General features: G+C 37.7%; 17 protein-coding genes. 4 read left to right on the top strand and 13 right to left on the bottom strand.

Annotated features, from left to right (window positions below):
* Positions 1-26: 26 nt before the first annotated feature.
* The 8 genes from AC4PG5_RS13545 to AC4PG5_RS13510 all read right to left on the bottom strand — a co-directional run bounded on the left by AC4PG5_RS13545 (position 27) and on the right by AC4PG5_RS13510 (position 11,920).
* Positions 27-1,106: a hypothetical protein gene (locus tag AC4PG5_RS13545; RefSeq protein WP_492029388.1), complete on the bottom strand. Its 1,080-nt coding sequence runs from the start codon at positions 1,104-1,106 to the stop codon at positions 27-29.
* Between the two features lie 423 nt (positions 1,107-1,529).
* Positions 1,530-2,690 (bottom strand): DUF1735 and LamG domain-containing protein, encoded by a 1,161-nt coding sequence (locus tag AC4PG5_RS13540; RefSeq protein WP_492029387.1) that lies wholly within the window; start codon positions 2,688-2,690, stop codon positions 1,530-1,532.
* Between the two features lie 28 nt (positions 2,691-2,718).
* Positions 2,719-3,711, bottom strand: coding sequence for a glycoside hydrolase family 18 (locus AC4PG5_RS13535; protein WP_492029386.1), 993 nt, complete (start codon positions 3,709-3,711; stop codon positions 2,719-2,721).
* Between the two features lie 23 nt (positions 3,712-3,734).
* On the bottom strand, positions 3,735-5,288 hold the full coding sequence (locus tag AC4PG5_RS13530) for a SusD/RagB family nutrient-binding outer membrane lipoprotein (RefSeq protein ID WP_492029385.1): 1,554 nt from the start codon (positions 5,286-5,288) through the stop codon (positions 3,735-3,737).
* Between the two features lie 13 nt (positions 5,289-5,301).
* Entirely contained in the window at positions 5,302-8,625 is a 3,324-nt protein-coding gene (locus AC4PG5_RS13525) for a SusC/RagA family TonB-linked outer membrane protein (RefSeq protein ID WP_492029384.1), read from the bottom strand.
* Positions 8,626-8,821: 196 nt separating this feature from the next.
* Positions 8,822-9,841, bottom strand: coding sequence for a FecR family protein (locus AC4PG5_RS13520; protein ID WP_492029383.1), 1,020 nt, complete (start codon positions 9,839-9,841; stop codon positions 8,822-8,824).
* The gene (locus AC4PG5_RS13515; protein ID WP_492029382.1) at positions 9,838-10,407 is read right to left on the bottom strand and encodes a sigma-70 family RNA polymerase sigma factor; all 570 of its coding nucleotides are present in this window, start codon (positions 10,405-10,407) and stop codon (positions 9,838-9,840) included. Before AC4PG5_RS13515 ends, AC4PG5_RS13520 begins: the two co-directional genes overlap by 4 nt.
* 508 nt (positions 10,408-10,915) lie before the next feature.
* A complete protein-coding gene (locus AC4PG5_RS13510; RefSeq protein WP_492029381.1) occupies positions 10,916-11,920 on the bottom strand; it encodes a class II fructose-bisphosphate aldolase in 1,005 nt (334 codons plus the stop codon).
* Positions 11,921-12,294: 374 nt separating this feature from the next.
* Here AC4PG5_RS13510 and AC4PG5_RS13505 point away from each other — a divergent pair, with 374 nt between their 5' ends.
* The gene (locus AC4PG5_RS13505; protein WP_492029380.1) at positions 12,295-12,549 is read left to right on the top strand and encodes a type B 50S ribosomal protein L31; all 255 of its coding nucleotides are present in this window, start codon (positions 12,295-12,297) and stop codon (positions 12,547-12,549) included.
* Positions 12,550-12,723: 174 nt separating this feature from the next.
* Positions 12,724-15,126: a transglycosylase domain-containing protein gene (locus AC4PG5_RS13500; protein WP_492029379.1), complete on the top strand. Its 2,403-nt coding sequence runs from the start codon at positions 12,724-12,726 to the stop codon at positions 15,124-15,126.
* A 116-nt stretch (positions 15,127-15,242) separates the two neighbouring features.
* On the opposite strand, the gene AC4PG5_RS13495 is transcribed toward AC4PG5_RS13500, so the two are convergent.
* From AC4PG5_RS13495 to AC4PG5_RS13475, 5 genes are all read right to left on the bottom strand, one after another.
* Positions 15,243-16,427, bottom strand: coding sequence for a C1 family peptidase (locus tag AC4PG5_RS13495; RefSeq protein ID WP_492029378.1), 1,185 nt, complete (start codon positions 16,425-16,427; stop codon positions 15,243-15,245).
* A 192-nt stretch (positions 16,428-16,619) separates the two neighbouring features.
* Positions 16,620-18,329, bottom strand: a complete 1,710-nt coding sequence (locus AC4PG5_RS13490; protein ID WP_492029377.1) for a phosphoethanolamine transferase family protein — start codon at positions 18,327-18,329, stop codon at positions 16,620-16,622.
* The gene (locus tag AC4PG5_RS13485; RefSeq protein ID WP_492030769.1) at positions 18,316-19,386 is read right to left on the bottom strand and encodes a BamA/TamA family outer membrane protein; all 1,071 of its coding nucleotides are present in this window, start codon (positions 19,384-19,386) and stop codon (positions 18,316-18,318) included. The genes AC4PG5_RS13490 and AC4PG5_RS13485 overlap by 14 nt, the downstream gene beginning before the upstream one ends.
* A gap of 190 nt (positions 19,387-19,576) precedes the next feature.
* The gene (locus tag AC4PG5_RS13480; protein WP_492029376.1) at positions 19,577-20,599 is read right to left on the bottom strand and encodes a threonine aldolase family protein; all 1,023 of its coding nucleotides are present in this window, start codon (positions 20,597-20,599) and stop codon (positions 19,577-19,579) included.
* Between the two features lie 84 nt (positions 20,600-20,683).
* Positions 20,684-21,478 carry an META domain-containing protein gene (locus AC4PG5_RS13475; RefSeq protein WP_492029375.1) on the bottom strand — a complete coding sequence of 265 codons (795 nt, stop codon included), beginning with the start codon at positions 21,476-21,478 and terminating at the stop codon, positions 20,684-20,686.
* 112 nt (positions 21,479-21,590) lie between these two features.
* On the opposite strand from AC4PG5_RS13475, the gene AC4PG5_RS13470 reads away from it, so the two are divergent.
* Both AC4PG5_RS13470 and AC4PG5_RS13465 read left to right on the top strand, forming a co-directional pair.
* Positions 21,591-22,874 carry a hypothetical protein gene (locus AC4PG5_RS13470; RefSeq protein ID WP_492029374.1) on the top strand — a complete coding sequence of 428 codons (1,284 nt, stop codon included), beginning with the start codon at positions 21,591-21,593 and terminating at the stop codon, positions 22,872-22,874.
* Between the two features lie 110 nt (positions 22,875-22,984).
* Positions 22,985-24,178: a saccharopine dehydrogenase family protein gene (locus AC4PG5_RS13465; protein WP_492029373.1), complete on the top strand. Its 1,194-nt coding sequence runs from the start codon at positions 22,985-22,987 to the stop codon at positions 24,176-24,178.
* Positions 24,179-24,214 lie beyond the last annotated feature (36 nt).

Raw genomic sequence — 24,214 nt, 5'->3', positions numbered from 1 at the left:
CTTTATAAATCAACAGTTCAGATAAATCAACAGTTCAGATTATAATTCAACAGTTCGTTTTCAATCTCCAGACGTCGATCCAGATCGAATACTTCTCCGCGATCTTGCTCATCCAGATCAATACATCCAAAATATCGATCGTTCTTAACCTTAAGCAATTCAGAAACTAAAGAATTCACAAATCCCCGATGCTTTATGCGAGGGACACCGGTCTTTAATAACATGTTGTGAAGAAACGTATAATTTGCCCGTTGCTTCAACAAACAATCTTTAAGTTTATGAAAGAAGTCCTCAGCAACGCCATCTTGATACTCAATAAAATAAACACGAATCTGATCATTAAAGGCTTTTACCTCATAATCATAATAAGAAATTCTAAAGTCACTTATATTATTGGGTATCTTAAACTCACGAGTATCTCTAGGCAGTTGCTTCAGTTCCCCTTTCTTATACAGCAATACAGCGGTAGCTCCCTCTTTCTCGACATCAGGATGAATAGACCCAGAGTTTCTATATTTCACTTTACATTTTGTCGAGTTTGTAATGGTTTTAGCCATCCATTGCAATAACCCACTCAATGGAATAGTCACTTTATTCGGCTTAACCTTCACAGGCATTTCCAGTAATAGCTTCAGCAACTCATAAGTCTTCTTTTGTTCAAGATCAATCGTTAGCATTTGATCCTCTAGAGAATCAACCTCAAAAGCAAAACCAATCTTTAAACGATTCGTCACCCCATAATCTTTAACCGTCCAAAACCGACGAAGATGATCTTTACGATATAAAGAACAATCGTAATCCTTCAACGGTAAGGCAAACTTATGCTTCTCGAACATCGGAAATTTAATCGATCGACAAGCCTTAAAGTAAGTTGATTTGGAATTTTTCTTAGTATTCAATATCCCAACATTACGATAAAAAGGAATATAAGAAGATTTCTCCTTTTTAGAATGAGACCAAATAGAAAAAGTAGGTCTCGTTGACTCAAATGGAGCAAGAACAATCTCATTCTTTTCATGAAGAGGTTTAAGAAAATCGACTAAATGCTCATCTCGATCCACCAAGGGACGAAAATCGGAACATAAAAATTCAATTTCAAAAATCATACGTTTGAGGTTTATATTGAATAAAAAGGAAGAGAGGAAGGGCCCTTCAGAAAATCATCCGGGTCAAAAAGCACCGTTCACTTCATTATAACAATAAGAGATACTCACGACCTGTCATAACATTAATTGAAGCCCAAAATGAAGGTCAAGATGCCATTTAAACTTCCTCTCAATTATCGGATACAGAATTAAAAACAAATCATCAAAAGAAAAGTTCAAGCTCTGGTCTAAGAACCCCTATTGACCAATTCTCTTAAATAGAATAATAGTGCCAACCTCCAAAGATAATTTTCTCTTGAAAAGGAAAACTGCAAAAATTAAACCTCAATAGTCTAAATCCTGCAGTTTTCTAATATAATCAAGTTCGTTCAGTATTAATCGACTAACAAACTTTAATCTCAAACGATAAAGGAGTATTATATTTTATTCTTTCATTACATCCTCAGTATCAGAGCGATATTCTACCCATTCACCTTCTGTGATGACTTGGTTTTTGTTGAGTATAAATCCCTCTTTAGCATTGCCCGAACAATCGTTGAAAACTGCTCCCGTTCCTTCATTCATTTTCCAATATCCAAGAAGTCCCGTAGACAATGGATCGACAGATTCCATATTATTCTCTATTTGTCCTTGAGATCGTTCTATATTCCAAATGCGATACTCTCGCACTCCAAGCCATGAACTACCAGCGTTAGATCCACTCACCCATGGTTTAAATAAGAAAGGCCCAGATGCGATTGAACGCTCAATACATAATTTTCCATCAATATAAATCTTCGAACTACCGGTGACGCCATTATAAGTTAAAGCTATGTGTTGCCATTTCCTAAATTTCACTTTAACTCCAGAATTGAAATAGTTATTTCTCATTTTCACCCCGGGTTGATCATTAGTATTCCAATTGAACAACGTAAACCAAACCTCATTAGTATCCCCTTCTCCATAACCATTGGCAAACAGGCCATGCCCCTTAGCCGTTGGACACAACCAAAACTCAATTGTAAAATTGGGCATCACTACCGACTCATCACTCTCAAGTTCCTTTAGTTTAAGTTTAATGCTTTCACTAGATTTCAGGACAAAAGCTTTCGTCACAATGATCTGATCGAGCATCACAACAAAACAAGCTTCATCACCTATAGGTAAAAAACCTCCGTTTGTAGAGACAATACGCAATGGAATTGCATATTTTAGTCCCGTGTTATCAAGTTCTTTTGAAAAAGGTTTGATATGAATAGGCAAAAAATCTGATTCAATCTTATTAGCAGAGATAATAGGATGCGCATCGAATTCATAAAACTCAGCCGGCAGAACTTTATATTCAGTTCCTTTCTTACGGTTAAAATTTTCAAGGACAGACTCATCTACTTCTAATGTAAGCGTTATATCTTTATTCACTTTGTCGGCCAATCGAACTTTTAGATTAGTCGTTCCTCCATTTTCAGTAACCAAGACTTTTTTTCCTGTCAATGTTACCGCTTCTTCAAAAAAAGCTCCATTCTTAATAGCCTTATAATCACCATCACACGATGAGAGAACGACAAGAACAGCCAACAACCATATTGATAATATATTTCTTTCCATTTTCAATTCATTTTATTAAACGATCCATTTACTTTGAAGGATTTAGGGTTTGAATACCCTCTCGATACAATTGCCAAGGTATAGTTGTACACATAAACGCATTCTCCATTTTATATGTACCAAACCCACCAATACGCACCCCTGTTTTAGGTTTCCAATTATACATCCCTTGCAAAGACCATTCATATTTATTGCCATCTCTATCCGTATAGTCTTTGATTCCACCACTTTCAAAAGTTTCTGTAACAACGTATTTTATAGTCACCTCCTCAGGCGTAAGAATACCATCAAAATTCTGAATAGTTCGACTTAATCGAGAATCTAAATTGGCATCGTTATGGCATTTATAAGCTTGTACAACAAAATAATCAAACATCGGCCCGGTTTCTTTAGGCATAGCTTGAGGTTCACCATCAACAATTAGTAATCGACCAGTTCCCGACTTAGGGCCAAGATATTTACTCAACTCATCGACAAAATAAAACACGCGATCCTTATATTGTACAATATTACCCTTTGATCCATAATGAGGTTCATAGTCAATATCAAGTCCATCTAAACGATTTTTCTCAAGAGAATCCACCAACGAACGAGCATATGCTCTAACAGCAGATTCACCGTTATCTTCATACGACCAATTCCATTTTTCTTCATCAATTCCTTTCAAAAGAATAACATCGACCATTCGAGTTCCTTTAAGTCTTCTAACCTCATCACGATCTCTAATATGAGCCTCTGATGAAGGAGTTGAACCTCCCCACATTGAAACAATGTCAAGGCTATCTGGTAACCCCATTAGATAGTTCACCCCAATCGGTCCATTACAAAACCATTTAGAATACCATCCAAAAGATATGGAATGATCACTTTTCTTATAAGCCCTCAGATTGGCATAATATTCTTCAGTTTTTGTGTTCTCAAAAAAATCTTTTGTTTCTACTTCGGTCCACTCTTCGCACGACGTTGCAAGCAATACGAAGAACGATGCGATTAGTAAATTGAGTTTATATATTTTCTTCATTGTATCAATCGATTATAAGATTATTAGTTTTTCTTAGCCCACCATAAATCAGTTCCCATATTATCGGGACCTCCCAACAAATTACTTACGGCATATTCTACATTATCTTTGTTTGTTTTGTATTCAATAGAAGGATAAGATACACGACGCGCGCGACGTACATCATTCACTGTTCCATTACTTAAATTATTTAATGCCGGAAAAATTTCAGGATACCCCGTACGTCTAAAATCAGCCCATCCCTCGTATCCCAAAGGATAATTGGCAATCCACTTTTGAGTAATAATACGTTCTAGTTTCTTCTCAAAAACATCAGCTTCTCTCCATTTTATAGTGATCTTAGAACGAACGCTATAATTACCGATACTTTTAGGATTATTATAATCGGCAGGTACTCTCGTCTCATCATTGAGGTAATCTTGTAATTTTGAAGAAAGGCCGTACTCATCGAAAGACATAGCTACTGCAGCTTCATATAACTTTTGTACATCTCCTCCCATATTCCAGCCACGCAATGCGCCTTCTGTTTTAAGAAAAGCCGTTTCTGCAGCTCTAAACAAACAAACATCTTGTTTAGATTCAAAGTTTGGCATTGAATAAAAGACCGATGCATTCTTATTGATACCATTATTCCCCGCCCTAACACCAATATATCCATTTTGAATATTAGGATCAGTAAACGTTGAACTAGTAAAATAAGATTCACGACGAGGATCCTCATAACCATTCATGTACGAAGCTATTGTTGCATTAACACGTGAATCTCCCCAATTAACAGCAATACCATAATACGGATTTACCATACTTTCAAGTTTACGATAAGCATTATCAGCATTAGTCGAGATCAATCCGTAAGGACTAGCGACAGCCTCTTCAGCATATTTTTGAGCATCAATAGGATCAACATTAGCCATTCGCATCGCCAAGCGAAGTTTTAACGAGTTGGCATATTTCAACCATTTAGAATAATCACCATTATAAATAATATCTTTCCCTTCCATCGGTTTGAAAGTAGGATTAGCTTTAACAAATTCACCTAATCCTTGAATAGCAAAATTAAGATCCTCAAACATATGTTTATAAACCTCTTCCACAGAATCAAATTCCGGTTGAGAGACCCCATTCTTAACTTTACTATACGGGATAGGACCAAAAGTATCGACCAATCGATGCATAGCACTTACCCTAAGCAGCAATGCAAAAGCATAAAAATGACCTTCCTTTTTAGTCGCTTTCTCAACTTTAAAGAAATTAGCATAGAAACGAGAAAAGATATCAGAATATGTCTTTTCTATCCAGCCATCATTGGGGTTATACGATCCAAAAGTCATGTGAGTCCAAGCATTCGTCATACTCAAATACCCTCCATAATCTAGTCCGATCATTTGTTCGGTATGCTGATGATTATTAATTTGCACAAAAAGAGAAGGATCGATCAGATTATAAAATAATAATGAAACATCAAGTTCAGTTGGAGCATACGGTTCAGTATTATATTCCTCAAATTTGTCAGTACAAGATGTAGATAAGCTCAAGCCCATCAAAAACACAATCAATAATAAATATATTTTCCTCATAGCTTACTCATGTTTAGAATTCTAGTTTAAAATTAAATCCGATTGATCTCGTTGATGGTTGCATAAAATAGTCAACTCCCTGATAGAAAGTAGAACTAGTTGCAGCAGATAATTCAGGATCAAAAGGGGCTTTGCAATAAATCATCGCTAAATTTCGTGCGATAATCCCAGCCTTTAGATTAAATCGATTATTAAACCACTTGCGAGGAAACGTATAAGACAAATTCACTTCTTGCAAACGAATATTTGTTGCATCATACATATAATATTGAGCAACTCCTCCTTCTCCACCGCCAACAGTCTGATAATATTTTTTAGCGTCAACAGGCGCATTAAAGCGATTAACAATAACTCCACCGGCATCACGGGCATCAGCAGAAGCCTTAGACACTCCATAGTAATCGAGAATACCTTGAGTAACCGAAGTGACAAGTCCACCGACACGTGCAGAAAGGACAATGTTCAAGTTCAACCCCTTATAAGAAAAGCTATTACTCATACCAACATTATATTTAGGCAATAATGATCCGATATGTTTAGGCTCTTTATAAGTTTCAACCGTCAGATTTCCGTTTCCATCGACCACGATTTCATTATTACCATCTTGCATCAACCCATGACGAACATAAATTTCCCCCATTGATTGACCAGGACGAAGAATAACCTCAGCACCGCGACCCGGTTTTCCCAAATGAGCCACGGGCATTTCATCCATTGTGATAGGCTCACCGGTCTCAGGGTTAAGAGCCCCATTCGCTAATTTTAGAACTTTATTGCGATTCATCGTATAAGTCAAACTCGTATCCCATCTAAAGTTGCCCCAATCGCGTCCGTAACTCAAAGCCATTTCTAGTCCTTTATTTTCCACATTACCAGCCTGAACCAGAGCAGACGTATAACCGGAAGCCGGAGAAAGAGCCACATAGAACGATTGATTTAATGTATTCGAATGATAATACGTCGCATCAAATCTAAAGTCATCGAATAAGACTAAGTTACATCCGATTTCCCAAGACTTCGATTCTTCAGGTTTCAAATGGTGAGCCGGAAGTTTAGCCGAAGTATTAAACTGTTTAGTATTAACGTCATACTCATAATATGGATTAGACAAATATTGGCTAAATGCGGTAGCCACCTCAGCATAAGATCCTCTTAATTTCGCATAACGAATCCAGTTGGGAAGCTTACATAACTCAGAAATAATAACAGATCCTCCGGCAGACTTGTAGAAGAACGAAAGTTGATCACTATAAGCCAAATTAGAATCCCAGTCATTTCTACCGGTCAACGTCAAATAATAAGTTTTCTTATAGTTCAATTCAACATTAGCAAATACACTTTGAGTTTGATGTCTACTCTTATTATGGCCAGCTCCCACTCGATATTCTTCTTTCACATTTTGTAGAGTGAATAAGTTAGGTATATTTCCTAAGTTAAGTCCGGCATTCAACCCTCTAATTTGCAAATCATCGAATGATGTTCCAATATTAGCATTCACATTCCAATCCGTAGCAAAATCTTTATCAATATTCAACAACAGATCGGCATAAGTATTCGCATCCTCTCTCATCATTTCCGAATAATAACCATTAGGCCCCGAAAGTAGCGTCAAAGTCGAAGCATTACGTTTGTGTGTGTTTACATAGTATGTATTATCTACCTTAATACGTCCGGATAGATCCACACCTTTAGCCACTCGGTAAGTCAGCCCGGCAGATAACATATATCTTTTCTTTGAAGACTTAGCTTCCATTTTATTCATCGTCCAATACGGATTTTGCATCGCCATACCTTGATCGCCATAAGGCCAATATTGAGTATAAATGCTCCTAGAGGTATCAAACCTCTGATACATTCTTACTGCATCAAAGTTCTCACCGCGAGGAAAGAGGTAGACTGCTTGTAACGGATTGAAATACTGTCCTTGGCCAATTAGATTCGTATTATTCTGAATAATATAATTGGCATTTAAATCTAGCTCTATTTTATCTTTGCAAAAACTAGAGGTATTGCGAACCGAAAAGTTATATCTGTTATATTTGCTATTAGGCAAAATACCATTGGAGTTAGTTGTCGAAGCTGACACATAAGTCTGATTTGTCTTTGTACCCGTAGTCAATGTCAATGAGTTTATGACATCCATTCCAGTCTTAAAAAATTCTTTAGGATTGTAAAGAGATGGGGTTCCTAGTTTATCTCCCCAGCTTTCGAAATCTCCGCTGAGATTACCATATCTATTTTGAGTCTCATATAAACTAGCGACATTAGAACACATTACGCTACTAGAAACCGCAATTTTCACCTTACCTTCAATTCCCTTTTTAGTTGTGATTAACACAACTCCATTGGCACCATCATAGCCATATAAGGCTGCAGCCGAAGGTCCGGTCAACATAGATACACTTTCAATATCCTCAGGATTGATATCTGCTGCCGATTCAGTTCCACCAAGACTTCCGACCAAAAATCCACTCGAATTACTAAAGCTTGTGTTTTTCATCGGAATACCATCAATGACATAAAGTGCATTATTACTCTTCGTCAATGATTTAGATCCACGCATCACAACTTTAGTTGTCCCTCCCATACCTGTGGCAGAGTTTTGAATGGTGACTCCCGCAACTTTACCAACCAATGAATTCATAAAATTAGCGCTTTTCACAGAATTTAAATCATCGGCATTAATCTTTTGTACGTTATAAGCTAAAGCCTTTTCACTACGCTTAATGCCCAGAGCCGTGACAACCACTTCATCAAGAACTTCTGAGTCCTCATTCAAAACAATATCCTCAAGATTGGTTTTGACAATCTCGACTTCACGAGTTTTATAACCGATATAAGAAATAACTAAAAAGGAATTTAAAGAAGCATTTAGTTGGAACTTTCCATCCAAATCAGTCACAACTCCATGATTACTTCCTTTCAGTTTAACATTCACACCGATCAAAGGCTGACCCTCATTATCTCGAATCAAACCTTCTATTTTTTGCATTTTCTGCTTCACTTCCCGAAAGACAAAAATGCGTCTATCTTCTATCTTATAAGAAAGACCTGTGCCATCTAAAATACGATTTAAAGCTTCACGAATAGGAGAATTCTTAAGATCAACACTAATCTTCTTTTTAATATTCAAATCACTAAGTTTGTAATTAACAGGCATCTTAGACACTTTCTCAATTTCTGTCAAAGCCTTGGTTAGAGGTTCAGACTTTAAGGTTAGCGTGATGTGTGCATTTTGTGCCTGAAGTATTCCTAGAGAGAGAGTTATAAAAAGAATAAACAGCTGTGTTTTTTTATTAATTAGACGAGATACTCGCCATTTAGATTTTAAAGTCATGGTTATACATTTTTAATAAAAACTAATTCAAAACAATTCAAAAATGATGATAATAAAACGACGATGTGAGACATATAGACTTGCCAATAAGTCTACATCTCTTTTTCTAAAATAAAAACCTCCTTTCTTTACAAAGTTAAACGAACACAGATATAGAGTCCTCCTTTGTAAATCCTACGTAAGAAAGGTCTGGATTTTATCTTTCTTTAACACTAACTAGAACTGAATTATTTTTTATTTCGTACGAGAAGCCTTTAATCAAATTAGATAAAATACCCATAACATCATTTAATGTGTCCTCTTTTTGAATGATCACTTTATATTTTTCTGGTGAAACACTCTTATTTAAAAGGACAAAATCCATTTTAAATTGTCGTTCCAAGGCCGTTAATATCTCCGGTAATGTTTTAGATTCCAACACCATAGATCCTTCAAGCCATAACAGGGGATAATATAGATCTACCTTATTTTGTACAAAAGTATGGTTTTCCTTATCATACTTTAGCTGTTCATTAGGATGCAAAGTAAAGATTTTGGTTACATCATTTCGCTGGCAGATCTTTACACAGCCAGCCACAAGCGTAGTGAGAATTTCTTTATTATCCGGATAGGCATTCACATTAAATTTAGTCCCAACAACTTGAATTTTAAGATTACCAACATCGACCACAAAAGGTTTGTCTTCGTTCTTTTTCACAGAGAAATAAGCCTCACCTAATAGATATACCCCCCTTTTTGAACCAATAAATTTATTCGGATAACTCAAATAAGAGCCTGAGTTCAATTTCACAATCGTACCATCAGCCAAAGTAATCGACTGTTGACACCCCTTCTCTACATAACATTCAATAAACTCCACATCTTCATGTTGAGCAGAAAGATAGGACCAAGTCAGTAAAGATGACGCAAGTGGCAATAAAAAAATCGCAGCATATTTTAAGAATAACTTAAAACCATTCTTATGACCGTTCGGTAAGACCAATTTTGTAGCTCCCGTTGCTGCATCGGTCTTCAATAATTCATCCAATGTATCGTGAGTTTTTTGATCAGCCACAGCCTCTGTTTCATTCCAAATCTGATATAATGCTTCTTGTTTCCCTTTTCTTTCAGAGTTATTAAACAACCATCTAAAGAAAACAGCATTATATTTTGGAATCCCGTGAGCCTTCTTCCAGGTTTGAAAAATCAAATCTATACGTTTTTGTTTTTTCATCATCGTAGATACACTAAATTTATAAATAATCCAAACCAACTCCAGAGAATCAATGTTTTCAAGACTCCTCTCAACCTTTTGAGCACAAAATAAATTTGAGTCTCTACTGTTCGAGGCGACAAATGTAACTTAGAAGCGATTTCATGATTTGATAACTGATTCATTCGACTCATGATAAAGATCTTTTTGCGTTTAGTCGGTAATTTGCCCAATTCCACATAAATCTTTCTAAGCATTTCCTCTTTAAATATAAATGCCTCTATATCATCTGTAGAAACGATCTCAGGAAAATCATCAATGCAAGCCGATTTATGGTTTAGATCTAACCAATATTTATATAATAAGTTTCTTGCCGCTTTAAATAAATATGCATTCACATTTTTAATCTCCAATCCCGCTCGAAGTTCCCATATTTTGGCGAAAAGTTCTTGAACCATATCTTCAACCTGCATTTCATCATCAATAAAGCCCAAAAGAAATGCTTTCATTTTCGGATAATAATACACGAAAAGTTCTTTAAACAATTCTTCATTTAGTCCTTTTATTTCAGAAAATATCGGTTTCTTCATTGTAGAATAAAAACAGTCAAGTCATTTAAGGTAACATTTAGATCACACAAAAACGTTGTGTGGGAAAATCAACAGACGCCATTCCATAGTAAAGATTAAAACTTAGTCCGGCCGCAAAGATAATATAAAATCATAATACGCCAACTGAATGACAACAAGCTTCTGTTTTATCGTTTTGTTAGAAGTAGAGATTGACAGATACAGAAAGATCGAAATCCTTATCCGAACAAATTCGAATTCAATGTCAGCCATCGAATATCAATGCTTCTAAAAAAACACCACCAATCGAGATTTTATTTTCCCGGTTTGGCACTTTAGTTCCGACCGCACGAGAATGAAAGTTTGACCGTATAGCAATGGAGTTCCCACCGTATGACAATAAAGCTCCGACCTTATTAAAAAAAAAGACGAACAATATCCTGCACATCCATATCGCCATTCTACGAAACAAAAAAAGCCGTCCACTAAATAGTGAACGGCTTTATACTTATAGAGATAGTCTAACGACTTATTCTGCTAATTTGTTATCAGAACCAAGAACGTTGATAATCTTGTGCTTGTACTGTTTTTCCATGTTGTCACGAGCAGGACCTAAGTATTTACGTGGGTCAAACTCAGCTGGTTTAGTAGCGAAAACTTCACGGATAGCAGCAGTCATAGCCAAACGGCTATCTGAGTCGATATTGATTTTACAAACAGAAGATTTAGCTGCTTTACGCAATTCTTCTTCAGGAATACCAATAGCAGCTTTCAAAGCACCACCATATTTGTTGATTGTAGCCACTTCTTCTTCAGGAACTGAAGATGATCCGTGAAGAACGATAGGGAATCCTGGAAGTTCTTTCATTACACCATCCAATACATCAAATGCCAATGGAGGAGGAACCATACGTCCTGTTGCAGGATCGATATGACATTGTTCCGGAGTAAATTTGTAAGCTCCGTGAGAAGTACCGATAGAGATAGCCAAGCTATCGCAACCTGTCTTAGTCACAAAGTCAACGACTTCGTCTGGTTCAGTATAAGTGTGGTGATCTGAAGAAACTTCGTCTTCAACACCTGCCAATACGCCAAGTTCACCTTCTACAGTTACGTCGAATTGGTGAGCGTATTCTACCACTTTCTTAGTCAAAGCAACGTTTTCATCGTATGGAAGATGAGAACCGTCGATCATTACTGAAGAGAATCCCATATCGATACATGATTTACATGTTTCGAAAGAATCACCGTGGTCAAGGTGAAGAACGATTTCAGGTTTTGCACAACCTAATTCTTTTGCATATTCTACAGCACCTTCAGCCATATAACGAAGCAAAGTTTGGTTAGCATATTGACGGGCACCTTTAGATACCTGAAGGATTACCGGAGATTTAGTTTCAACAGCAGCCTTTACGATAGCCTGCAACTGTTCCATATTGTTAAAGTTGAAAGCCGGAATAGCATATCCACCTTTAATAGCTTTTGCAAACATCTCTCTTGTGTTTACAAGGCCTAAATCTTTGTAATTAATCATTTTGTTTAAAGTTTATTGTTAGTGAATAAATTCATTGCAAAAATACGAATTATACTTCTAATAAAAGAAACGATGAAAAGAAAAATATAATAAAAAGGATTTTTCATTTAGAAAAGCTCTTCATTTAGAAAACCATTGAGACGATTAAAAGGTTCAAAAAGACATAAAGCAGAGAAAAGGTTCTACGCAAACTTTTACCAGAGAACAAGAAGAAAGTGTTAATCTTCTTATTTTTTATCTTTTATTTAGATGAATTTCTCTAGAAAGTTTTTTGTTTCCAAAGAAAACACCTATCTTTGCGCACTGAAAAGTGACCATTACACTATTCTTTACCAAGATAGTAATAAAATAATAATTTTAAAGTAAATACTGAAATGAAAAAAGGTATTCATCCAGAATCATACCGCCCGGTAGTATTCAAAGATATGTCAAACGGTGATATGTTTTTGTCTCGTTCAACAGCTAACACAAAAGAAACTATTGAATTTGAAGGTGAAACTTACCCTGTTATCAAAATTGAAATTTCAAACACTTCTCACCCGTTCTATACAGGTAAATCTACATTGGTAGATACAGCTGGACGTGTTGATAAGTTCATGAGCCGCTACGGTAACCGTAACAAGAAATAAGCATTATTTCATTATAATGAAAAAAGAGGAAGCTTGCTTTAAGTTTCCTCTTTTTTAGTACAGACCTATTTTAAAGGATCAACATAAATGCTTCAGTGTAAGTATTTAAAAACGAACGCAAAGGCTTTTGCCGATTAAGTTCATTGATATTGTGCAATTTTATAACAAAAATCTATGATAAGATTTGATGCCCAAAAATGGGTCTCACGCACAAAAAGCGCTCTCCATTACCTCATCGAAAAATCTAAAGCCTTCTGGGCTTGGTACAAGAATCTTTACCACGGTGCCCGTTGGTATAAAAAAACTTATCTTTCCATTATCTCTTTCATCGTTATCTTCGTGATGTATCTCATCATGGTCGATATTAATTTCTTATGGCTCTTTGGTAAATCACCTGGATTATCGAGCATTCATAATCCAAACCAACCTATAGCGTCGGAAATTTATAGCGCCGATGGACATCTGATCGGAAAATATTTCCGCGAAAACCGAAGTCCGGTAAAATATGAAGAGATCTCTCCAAAACTCATCAAAACTCTGGTATGCACAGAGGATGAACGATTCTACGATCACTTTGGCATCGACATTCAAGGGGTCTTTGCCGCCATAAAAGATATGGCAAAAGGTGATGCTCGTGGAGCCAGTACCATTACGCAACAGTTAGTGAAAAACATGTTTAAGGTACGATCGCAGTATTCCACGGGATTATTAGGAAAAGTCCCCGGGTTTAAACTCTTGATCATGAAGTCTAAGGAGTGGATTACTGCCGTAAAAATTGAATGTTTCTACAGTAAGGAGGAAATCTTGACCATGTATCTGAACACGGTCGACTTTGGTAGCAATGCGTATGGCATAAAAACGGCAGCAAAGACCTATTTTCATACGACGCCCAACGAGATCACTTACGAACAAGCGGCAACACTGGTCGGCTTATTAAAAGCGACAACGACCTACAATCCGCGGTTAAATCCTAAAAATAGTCTGAAACGTCGAAATGTGGTTTTAGATAATTTGATGACCCATCACGTCATCACACGAGCAGAGCACGACTCACTCCGACAGATTCCAATCCACTTAAATTACAACATCGAAACGAACTACGACGGACAAGCTCTATACTTCCGTGAGGCGGTTGCCGAACGATTGAAAGAGTGGTGCAAAGAGAATGATATTGACCTATATGCCGACGGGTTAAGGATCTACACAACTCTAGACACACGCATGCAAAAATATGCCGAAGCTGCCGTAGATAAACACATGAGGGTGGTTCAACGCAATTTCGACAATCACTGGGGAAAAGAAAATCCTTGGAGGGACAAGACCAATAAAGAGATTCCCAACTTCATCGAGAATCTAGCCAAACGCACCTTAGCGTATAAGCTATTGGAAGAAAAATACCCCAATCAGAAAGACTCTATCGATTATTACTTAAATAAACCGCATCGACTAAAAGTCTTTGATTATAAAACAGGAAGTCGGGATACTACCATTAGCACCATGGACTCCATTCGATATATGGAACGATTCATGCACACGGGATTTATGGCGATGGAACCACAAACCGGATTTGTTAAAGCTTGGGTGGGTGATATCAATTTCGGCTCATGGAAATATGATAAAGTATTGGCTAAACGTCAACCGGGATCTACCTTCAAACTATTTGTCTATGCTGCAGGAATGGAGGCTGGGATGTCTCCTTGCGATGAACGCATTGACCAAAGCGTGGTTTGGGATGTTCTTGAAGATGGTAAGCCGGCTAAGTGGATTCCACACAATGCCAATGGTGGAGCAACGGGCGACACCATGTCATTGAAATGTGCGTTTGCTCAGTCGGTCAACACCATTGCCGTACAAGTCGCTAAAGAAGTCGGCCTCCCTGCAATTACACGAATTGCAAAGGCTATGGGAATAAAAACGACTCTCGAAGAGACTCCGGCTATGAGCTTAGGGGCGTCGGATGTTGATTTGTTGGAACTCATCGATTCCTATAGTACAGTCATTAACGATGGCGTGCAAAACGATCCGGTTCTAGTGACTCGCATAGAGGACAAAGATGGAAAAGTCTTATACGAATATCAAGCACCTAAGCCTCAGCAAGCCATTCCTTATGAGACTGCTTTCTTGATGACAGAGCTCTTGAAAGGTGGGTTAACCGAGCCTCGTGGGACCTCTCAAGCATTGTGGGCATACGACTTATTCAAATATGACACGGAGTTTGGCGGTAAGACGGGAACATCATCCAACCATTCGGATGCCTGGTTTGTGGGAGTAACTCCTAAATTGGTAGCCGGCGCTTGGGTTGGTGGCGAACATCGAAGCATACACTTCCGAACCGGTCAGCTGGGACAAGGTAGTCGTACGGCCTTACCGATATACGCCTATTTCATGGAAGGGATTTTGAAAGATCAATCTTTAAAGAGTTATCGTGCCAAATTCCCTAGACAACCTAAAGAAGCTATAAAGAAACCTTATAACTGTTCTAGAAGCTATCGACCGGTTCCTAGAGATACCGACTCTATCGCTATTGCTATTGCAGATAGCTTACTCGAACCCATACCTTTATCGACCGAAGAATAATTACCTTAACGATATAAAAGGTCTACAAGAAAACTCTCTATAAACAATGAATAATAAAAAAATGCTCTTGTCGCTTTATGTGACAAGAGCATTTTTAATAAGGTGAAGTCTATAAATTATTTAAGACCAAGTTTCTTTGCGATCTCTTTTGGAAGAGCATCTTTATGAACAACAATGTTCATTGTTTTGTAAGCTACAAACGCTTTAGAAGCATACCAGAATCCTTTGTATTTGCTTGATGTGCCCCAAGAGTTCTTAACCATAAAATATTCTTTTCCGGTTTGATCTTTAGCAATACCATAGATCAACATACCATGATCGTCTGTGGTTTCCCAATTATCAAAAGCTTGCTGACGCATCTCTTGAGTAACAGCCATATCAGGAAGAGGTTTTGAAGTAAGTTCTTTACGTTTGTCGGTAGCAGTCAAGCCGGTCCAACGAGCCATATCCGATCCGGTCAGTTCAGCTCCTTTAGCAGCATCAGGCAACACTGCTACTCCGTCACGAGTAAAACCTTGTTCACTAACATCGCTACCCCAAGCAATTGTATAACCTTTCTTAACGGCATTATCCATCACTTCCATAAAGTCGTTCAACGGTAAGTTGTAAGATTCAGCATTACGCCAGTTATCTTGTATCTCAAGAATGAACTTCGAATAGAAAGGATGATGAGTGTATGAAGTCAATGATACATAATCGTCCGGATTCAACCCCAATGATTTCACAAAGCTTTGTGGAGTGTACTCTTTGCCTTGATATGAAAAAGTCTCAGGACATTGACCTAAATAAGTATCATAAATTCCCTTCACGCCATTCTTCCATACAGAAGTTAGCTTGCTGAATTTTCCTTTTGCAATAGCGTCCACATAAGCACCGGCTACAGCATCAAGCTCATTGTGTACAGGTAATGTATCACCATACATGATACCCGGCATAACAGTTTGAGGCACTAAACCGTAGTTTCTCATACAATAAATTACATCATAGAAGCTACCACCCGGAGAGAAAGAACTATCCCCATGATAACGTACATAGTTGACCGCTCTATCCTCCATGGTTTTGTGAACCACGAACATTTCAGAAAAATCATATTCCCCCTTACCCATACGAAGTAATTCTGATTCTAAAAAGCCCAAACCAGAGAAACTCCAACAAGTACTCGAACGGTTCTGATTTTTTACTGAAGTTACAGGATTTTCTTTTACCGTGGTAAACACGAAACCTTCTTCAGATTTCTTTTCTTGCGCCAACACATTTAGCGTCATCAAGCCTAAAGCTCCAATTAATAATGCCTTTTTCATTTCTATGTTTATAATATTATTGTTTGATTTGCAAATATAAATAAAAACCCATCCATACCTAACAAAACGAGCGAAAAAACGGCCGCAATCTCTAGTTTTTTCGATAAATATACTATCATATTGTTTATTTATTCGCCAAAACACTTATTATAACTTCCTTATAATGAAACCGATAAGATCACATCCAATCAGTTAAGGAAGATACCGAACTCCCATTTTATTCAGTCGATCGAAATCCGGCTTTTCCAAACCCGACTCTTCAAGTCGGCAAGCTCTATTATGATCGTTTAGATATAATCTTGGACGTTCCACAAATTGATCACTAACCACCGAGCATGAGTCATTTCTACAAGAAGTCTGAACCCCTCCAAGTTCTAATAAGGTATGAAAAAACGAACAACTTGAAGAGATCTGCTTAGCAGAATGAGATCTAGCAATCTTTTCTATTGAAGGATAACGAACTCTATATTCTTGTGACAGCCATAACAAAAAAGGAACATGAATCTGAAAATACGAAGGCACAGGAGAGGCATGAAGGAACAACTGACGATCGTCATCAAAAATATCTTCTCCGTGATCGGACGTATAGAGTATTGCGGAAGAGGCTTTCTGACGGGCAACTAAGGTCATCAAGCGATCTAAAAAATCATCGGTATAACGAGTTGAGTTATCATAGGCATTAATCAGATTACTTCGATATTGCACTTTAGCATCAACAGGAAAATCCGGTTTAAAATAGGCCGATTCAGTCGGATACCGCTCTTTATAATTGAAATGCGAACCATAGGTGTGCAAAACAATAAATAGCTTCTTCCGGTCAGAACGAAGTTCACGAGAGACAAGTTCCAATAAAGCATCATCCGAAAGATCCACCCCCTTATGATCGACAGATTCTTTTATAAAAACAGAATGGTCGGCTTCCTGACCAAAAAAATCGATGAAGGAGTGGTTATAGCGTTGATTGGAGAAGAATAACGTATGAAATCCCGCTTCTTTAAATGCGGTAATAATACTTTTCCGATTGTAAATAGAATCAAAATCGACAGCAGAGACCGATGACATCAACATGGGCACACTCTTGTGTGTCGTATTCGATTCGGTTAAGACGTGAGAAAAAGAAATCACCCCTTTTCTTTCGACAAGCTTTGGATTGGTAGCGCGATGATAGCCATAGAGTTGCCAATTCGCAGCACGAGACGTTTCCCCAATGACCATCACATAAATTTCTTTCTCCTCAATGGGATGAGACGATTGAGCAGAAAAAATGAATTGCTGCGAAGTCTGCCGGTAATGTTCGGTTTTCAAATGACGCTGAAAAGCTAGCGACGCATTGTAGCACACATTAACCGGATAAAGATCAATCTTCGGATCATAGTGCTGATCAACAACAGATGTACCGGCCAACAAAAGGAGAGAACCCACCAACGCAATCAGACCCTTTTTTCTTTTACGATTCAAAAAAGAGGGCGACAGTTCACTGCGCCGCACAATGGCAACAATAGCCAAAACTAGAGGGGGCACATACAATAAGACAACGATAATGATTGCCGGGAGTAGTTTGTCTAAAAGTTCCATCGCTTCGGTTGAGTTAGTCGTCAACAAGTTCAGAAACATATCGACAGCGATAATCGACCGCCCAAACAAATAGAGCAAAACCAATTGAAAAGCCCCTAAAAAGACAAACGGGAAAAGTATCCACAACATTTTACCGCTATTTCTCGAAAAGGTCATAACCACATAATAGCACGACAAAGGCAACAAGATATTGATCAACTTTGCTGCAAGAGATAAAGGCTCTGTAAAACACAGGCAAATATTAGGTATGATAAGTACCCCTAAAAAATAATAGAACAAGAACCGCTCGTTGAAAAGCCGGCTCTTGATGTCATTAAAAAGCTTCATTGATGTTAAAAATAAAACCGGTTTGATCTTTACCAAACCCTAAATCCAAACGTATATTCACTCTTTTCTTAAATTCCCACCGATAACCAACACCATAATTAGGAAGTATGCGAGATGCTTTAAAACCTGAGAAATCGGGGAACACCGTTCCAGCCCCCACCCATAAAGCAACGCCATTACGTTTCCAAAGATGCTGTCTGAGTTCCAATTGGGCATCCATCGAACATTTATCACGGTAACGTCCTTCGTAATACCCCCTCATTGAATAGTTTCCACCAAGAGTAGCCAAAAGTCCCCATGGAGGAGTACCGTAATTCACCAACGTATGAAACTGAGTCGCTAGCACTCCGCCTTGCCATACCTGATGATAGTAATTAGCGGTTAGCTCCGTTGTTCCAAAAGTATATTTATTTCCTAAAAAGGCCGGTGCCACTCTTTGGTCAAGACGCACATATCCTCCACGATAAGCATTGGTTAAAAAATCTCGTGAATCATAGAGTAATGAGAAGCCCACACTAAAGTTTGTCGTTCGAGCATCCTCCCCTTTCCACAGTTCGGGCTTTTCAAAATGGCGTCCATAGACATAGTCAAAAACAACCATAGGCCCAATATATCCCGATTTTCCCAATCGAAACAAAAAGTCTGTTTTTACTTGAGCTTGGAAACGATCATATTTGCTCTCATTATCGGCATTCGCACCATTCTTATATCCTTCCCCCCAATATAAACTAGGAAAGGAATAAAAATATAAATTATAGTTCAGCCGATAACGATCTTTAGGAAATAAATGATTTCCCCGTACACCCAGCAAATAGAATCCAACGGTCGATACATCACCATAGAGAGAAACATTAGACGGTTGCAGTAAACTATCCGACAAATGATTTCGATAGAGTCCTGCAGCCACAAGTCCAACTCCAAACTTCGTGTCACTAGCATAATGAGGACCACCTATGATACTGAAATCGAACTTTTTGTTTTTCTTTTCCTTATTCGCATCATTAAAGTAATCCAATACTTTCTTAAGGAAAGAACGCTTTATCTGGAGAGAATCCATACTTGACGACCTCTGCAGGAGCGTATCTTTGCCTAGAAACAAATGAGATGAATGGTCTTGCGCATGCCCTGCTAAACCAAAGAGCAGTCCCAATACTACCAGACAATTGATCTTCGTCTTCACCTTCATAATTAAATCATTAAAAAACCAGTCAACCAATGGCAGACTAATTATCCTTTCTTAATCAGCTCTAACGTTTAAAAGCCTTAAGTGTTTCGAGAAATAGAGTGATATCTTCTTCAGTGGTATCGAAAGAGGTCACCAAACGGATTTCATTTCGCTCCTCATTCCAGAAATAGAAGAAATAGCTTTGAAGTAAATGGTCAATCTGCGGACGCGGCATCACCAAGAACAACTGATTACTCTCCACTTTTTGAGTAAACTCAACACCCGGATAATCTTTTAAAGCATGATAAAGTTTCTGAGCCAGACGGTTCGCATGAGTGGCATTTGAAAGCCATAATTCATTCGATAGATATGCTGAGAACTGACAAGATAGATAACGCATCTTAGAAGCGAGCTGTGCTGATTGTTTACGAATAAAACGCGCTTCCGACTGCAGCTCCTTGTTGAAAATCACGATACATTCTCCAATCATCAGTCCATTCTTTGTTCCCCCAAAACTTAACACATCAATCCCACAATCAACAGTCAGTTCACTTAATGAGAGATTCAAAGCCGCGCAAGCGTTAGCCAATCGTGCTCCATCCATATGCACATATAAACCATGTTCATGCGCGTACTCGGTCAGGGACTTCAATTCCTCAACCGTATAGATTGTTCCTAGTTCAGTGCACTGTGAGATGTAAATCACCTTCGGTTGTGAATGGTGCTGATCCCCCACCCCATGCAGATAAGGATGAATTAAGCTAGGAGTTAGTTTCCCATCAATAGTCGCAATGGGACGGATATGGCAACCGGTCATTTTAGCCGGTGCCCCACATTCATCAACATAAATATGAGCGGTCTCAGCACAAAACACCGAATGAAATGAACGTGTCATCAACTGTAGAGCAACCGCATTACTCCCCGTACCATTAAATACAAATAAGGGTTCACAATCTAAAGAAAATACTTCCTTCATTTTTTTGACCGCATCTCGGGTCCATTGATCATCTCCATAGCCAATCGCATGATCTTTATTTGCGCGGCAAAGTGCATCCATTATAGATGGATGCACACCAGAGTTATTATCAGAGGCAAAACTTCTCATTTTTTTATTTTTTTTAGTTTCACAAAACGCGTCACATGAAATAGTAATAGTCAGTCGTCTAATCCGATAACCCCTTTAATACCATCAATCTTCTTTTTCTAAAGTGACCAAGAGGTTATTCTCTTCATCATACAGATTTAAAAGCCCCTTAGGCTGTATCTTAAATGAACTAACCGATTCAACAGCTTTCAAAAGTTTCTGTTCCAAATCCATATCCGGACAAGCCCTCATCGTTGATATCATCTTCGAAAAATGGATACGATCAATCTTCTCAGGATCTACCGAGAAAGATCCGTTTACAATGTTACACCCTAAATTACCGTGTATTCTACTTTCAGCAGTATCGAAACTCAAGAAAGGAGATTCTTGGTCAGTAACAGAAATCGGACTATTTTCCAATGTTTTAATCATCCATTTACCTGATAGTGATGAAAGTATCGATTCTACCGATTGTTTCTTTTTCAGCACCACGATCGGCCGTTTATTGCCATTGCATAAAAGAAGAGTTTCTCGATTTTCAACACGATAAAACTGAACAAACTTCAGTGTGTTTAAGATGTTCTCTTCTATAATCATGTTCATACAAGCCATACGAGTTGTAGCAACAGAACTAAAACTTATTTTTTTAGCATTAGGGTCAAAAGAGAGTTGCCCCATCATCCTATTACAACCACTATTCCCAAACATTCTTTTCTTGGCGGTATCAATACCGATAAAAGGCTTATTGGTGTCGGACGATAAGTTTGCACCATTAATTTCAACGATAGTCCACTCCCCATCAATAGAGATTGAAGAGGTCGTCTTTTCAGCAGAACGACAGGAACTTAGAGTAAGTAACACAGCTAATATGGTTACTGAAACGAAAAATTTCTTAATCATATCATTAAAGTTTAAATAAAAAACAAAACAAAAATACAGAAATTGAACAAAAGGCATACATTTGTAGCATGAATATAACGTAAATAAAGATTTTATAATTAAAAATAGGTCTATGAAATCAAAAAGTCTCCTTTTAGCCTTCTTGCTTATTCAAGCATCTTACGCTTTTGCACAAGATGACTATATAGTAACAACCGAGCAACAAAATCAGACAGCACTAACGGAAGAAGAAATCTTTGTCAAAACAGATTTCCCGTTGCATCTCTTATCGAGTTGGACACCTGGAATGAAATTCATGTTTATTCCTACGGCTAAGGATAAATTCATTCCTATCTTCTCAAACTATGAGACAGGAAATGAAGTGAGTAATCTCGAATTAAAACATAAAATAGTCGAATTCATAGGAACAGAAGAGCTAGAGAATCAATCATCTAGTGGGATATCTTACAAGACACGTTTCATCTTTGTTTGTGATGGACAGAAATATTACCACGAGGTTCAAAACCGACGATTAGATGAAGTATCTAAAGACAACCCTAGAAGATGTATTAACGGATTGGTCTATCTTAAAGATGTAGATACAGCCAAAACCCTTTTGGTCGGAAAAGCCGTTTATCTCCAAAGCGAATTTGTGCGCATAGATGATGCCAATAGCTATGCCGGATACAGAGAGGTCAAAGTTCCATTGAATCAAAAAATGGCCATCAAAAAAATTGGAGTAGGGTCACAAGCCTACCCTGTCAAAATCATATTAGAAGATGAAAATCAGAAATCTTATTATCTCGAAGTGGCTTTCTCCAGGACTAACTCTGGGATGGATATCACCGATTTTCAAGGGGCAAAAAAATATTACTTGTTCAGCCATGCATTTAGCTTCACAGACAAAAAAGCAGATACACAATTATTGATGAGGGACAAGTATCTCAACCAGCCTCTCTACCCTATAAAAAATATACGTGTAAAGACGACATTAGAAACCGACAAGGGGCTTATTTACACAGAAACATTTATTGCTCGCTATACTCCATTGATTGTACAAGATGTCGTTTTCTTAAACGACAAGAGCCTAGTAAACTTGAAACTTAAAGATAAAAATAACAAATCGTATGAATTAGAAGTGGACTTAAAATATGATTTTATCATCAAAAACGAAAATTACATAGAAGATCTATTCAAAGCCGGAAATATTTATAAGCAATATCCCTACATTACAGCTGAGCGATGGAAACTCATTGCTCAAGGCGAAATAAAAGAAGGAATGGCAATGGATGAATGTCGGTTGGCATTAGGCAATCCGATAGAAATAAAACAAAAGCTAGAAAGTAAATTCGAGACTTGGTATTATAATGGGAAAATACTGGAATTTGAGAGTGGTCGTCTGATTAGGTTTAATTGACATAAAAGATTAGAGAGCAACTTACTTTTCTAAAAATAAAAACGTATATTTGCTCAATGATTTATTAATCGTAAACTATTTTTATACTTAAAATTACAGAAAATAAAGAAATGGGTAAAGTTCTTATTATCGGTGCGGGCGGTGTAGGTACTGTCGTAGCACATAAAGTGGCACAAAATGCCGATATTTTTACTGATATCATGATTGCTAGCCGAACAAAGGAAAAATGTGATAAAATTGTAGAAGCTATTGGTAACCCTAATATTAAAACAGCAAAAGTTGATGCTGATAATGTAGACGAATTGGTTGCTTTATTTAATGACTTTAAACCCGAAATGGTGATTAATGTTGCTCTGCCTTATCAAGATCTAACGATTATGGAAGCTTGTTTGCAAGCTGGCGTAAACTACCTTGATACAGCAAATTATGAGCCTAAGGATGTCGCTCATTTCGAATATAGCTGGCAATGGGCTTATCACGAACGCTTCAAAGAAGCTGGACTGACAGCAATACTTGGTTGTGGATTCGACCCAGGGGTAAGTGGAATATATACTTCCTATGCCGCAAAACATTATTTCGATGAAATGCATTATTTAGATATCGTTGATTGTAATGCGGGTAATCATCATAAAGCATTTGCAACTAACTTTAATCCGGAAATCAATATTCGCGAGATTACTCAAAACGGTCGTTATTATGAAAACGGTCAATGGGTAACCACCAATCCTTTGGAAATTCATAAGCCTTTGAATTACCCCAATATTGGCGCACGCGACTCATACTTGCTGTACCATGAAGAATTGGAGTCATTAGTCAAAAACTTCCCAAGCATTAAACGTGCACGTTTTTGGATGACTTTCGGTCAAGAGTACTTAACACACTTGCGAGTGATTCAGAATATCGGTATGGCTCGTATTGATGAGGTGGATTATAACGGAATAAAGATTGTTCCTTTGCAATTCTTAAAAGCAGTATTGCCTAACCCACAAGAATTAGGTGAGAATTATGAAGGCGAAACCTCTATTGGTTGCCGTATCAAAGGTTTGAAGGATGGTAAAGAACGTACTTACTACGTATATAACAATTGTAGCCACCAAGCTGCTTATCAAGAAACCGGCATGCAGGCGGTTAGTTATACGACCGGAGTTCCGGCTATGATTGGTGCAATGATGTTCTTTAAAGGTGAATGGAAACGCCCTGGAGTAAATAACGTCGAAGAGTTTAACCCAGATCCTTTCATGGAACAACTCAACAAACAAGGATTGCCTTGGCATGAAATTATTGACGGTGATTTAGAATTATAACTTTCGTTGAGGCTAAATCAACGTTCAATATGACCG

The sequence above is a fragment of the Bacteroides sp. QWL-09 genome, from assembly GCF_058683585.1.
Note: the sequence above shows the minus strand (reverse complement) of the source record. Positions and strands in the feature narration are given on the sequence as shown.